The sequence below is a fragment of the Streptomyces sp. genome (assembly GCF_036566765.1).
In the GTDB taxonomy this organism is placed as follows: Bacteria; Actinomycetota; Actinomycetes; order Streptomycetales; family Streptomycetaceae; genus Streptomyces.
This window is the reverse complement of sequence record NZ_DATCVQ010000118.1, coordinates 1-1,509: the sequence shown is the minus strand read 5'-3', so window position 1 is coordinate 1,509 and position 1,509 is coordinate 1. Positions and strand designations below refer to the sequence as shown.

General features: G+C 75.6%; 1 protein-coding gene. It reads left to right on the top strand.

The features are described 5' to 3' along the window. Window positions 1–63: 63 nt before the first annotated feature. Window positions 64–1,215, top strand: coding sequence for a winged helix DNA-binding domain-containing protein (locus tag VIU94_RS06255; RefSeq protein WP_331908409.1), 1,152 nt, complete (start codon window positions 64–66; stop codon window positions 1,213–1,215). Window positions 1,216–1,509 lie beyond the last annotated feature (294 nt).

Below are 1,509 nucleotides of genomic sequence, written 5' to 3'. Positions count from 1 at the left end.
GCTCGGCTTCCGGCCGGCTCGTCGAGGACGGTTTCTGACCTACTTCGCCCCTACGGTCGAGCCATGACGACCTCCTCCGCGCACGTCACCTGGGCCGAGGCAGACGCCCGGCGCATCCATCGCCAGTTCCTCGACGAGCCGGCCGACGCCGGGCCGGCGGACGTCGCCGCCGCGATGCTCGGGGCGCACGCCCAGGTCCTGTCGGCGGCGGAACTGTCCCTGTCGCTGCGGATCGCCGGGGCGACCCGCGCCGACGTGCGGGCGGCGCTGTGGCAGGACCGCTCGCTGGTCAAGACGTACGGCCCGCGCGGCACCCTGCATCTGCTGCCGGCCGCCGACCTGGCGCTGTGGACCGGCGCGCTCTCCGCGCTGCCGGCCGGGCGGAGCGGGCACCCCGAGCACGTGCGGCTGACGGCGGCGCAGACGGACGAGGTCGTCGCGGCGATCGGGGACGCGCTGGCCGGCGCGGAGCTGACCGTGGACGAGCTCACCGACGCGATCGTGGAACGCACCGGGCCGTGGGCGGGCGAGCGGGTGATGGAGGCCTTCCAGGACAAGTGGCCCCGCTGGCGGCAGGCGACCGCGACGGCCGCGCACCGCGGGGTCCTGTGCTTCGGGGCGAACCGGGGCCGGAAGGTCACGTACACGAACCCCGGGGTACGGCCCATGGCGGGGCCGGCGGGGCTCGGCGAGCTGGTGGAGCGCTATCTGCGCGCCTACGGCCCGGCGGACTCCCAGCACTTCGCCACCTGGCTCGCGGCGCCGGCCGGCTGGGCCCGGGACCTGTTCGCCGCGCTCGCCGGGGAGGGCCGGATCGAGGAGCTCGGCTTCGAGGACGGGACGGGCTGGGTCGTCGCGGGCGACACGGAGTTCCCGGCCGAGCCGGCCCGTGGGGTACGGCTGCTCCCCTACTTCGACGCCTTCGGCATCGCCTCCCAGCCCCGCGCCCGCCTCTTTCCCGGCCGCGCGTCCGCCCGCGCCCTCGCCGGCGGCCAGGCCGGCAACTTCCCCCTGCTCCTCGTCGACGGCGAGGTCGCCGGCGTCTGGCACCAACGCCGCTCCGGCAAGCGGATCGCCGTCACGGTGGAACCCCTGAAGCCCCTGAGCGCACGCCGACTCCGCGCCCTGGAGCACGAGGCGGCCCGCGTGGGCGAGGCCCTGGAGGGCGCGGCGGAGCTCACGGTGGGGCGGGTGGCAGTGGGGCCGCACGCGTAGGACCACCGATGCGGGCACGCCCAAGTCACCCATGTGCAGGGCAACCGAGGCGGGAAGCCGTACGTCGCGAGCGCGGCCTTCTTCTCCCAGAACGACCCCAACCTCCTGCTCGCCCGCCTCCACAAGAACTAGACGCGGCGCCGGTGGAGCAGAGTGATCCCGTCGCGGCGGGCGACGAGGTCGTAGCCGTACTCCCGCTCCGCCGCCGCGAGCTCCGCCTCCTGCTGCTCGATCGGGTAGGGCCAGTGGCCGACCTTGTACGGCCAGGCCTCCGGGGCCTCGCGGTCGTGGACG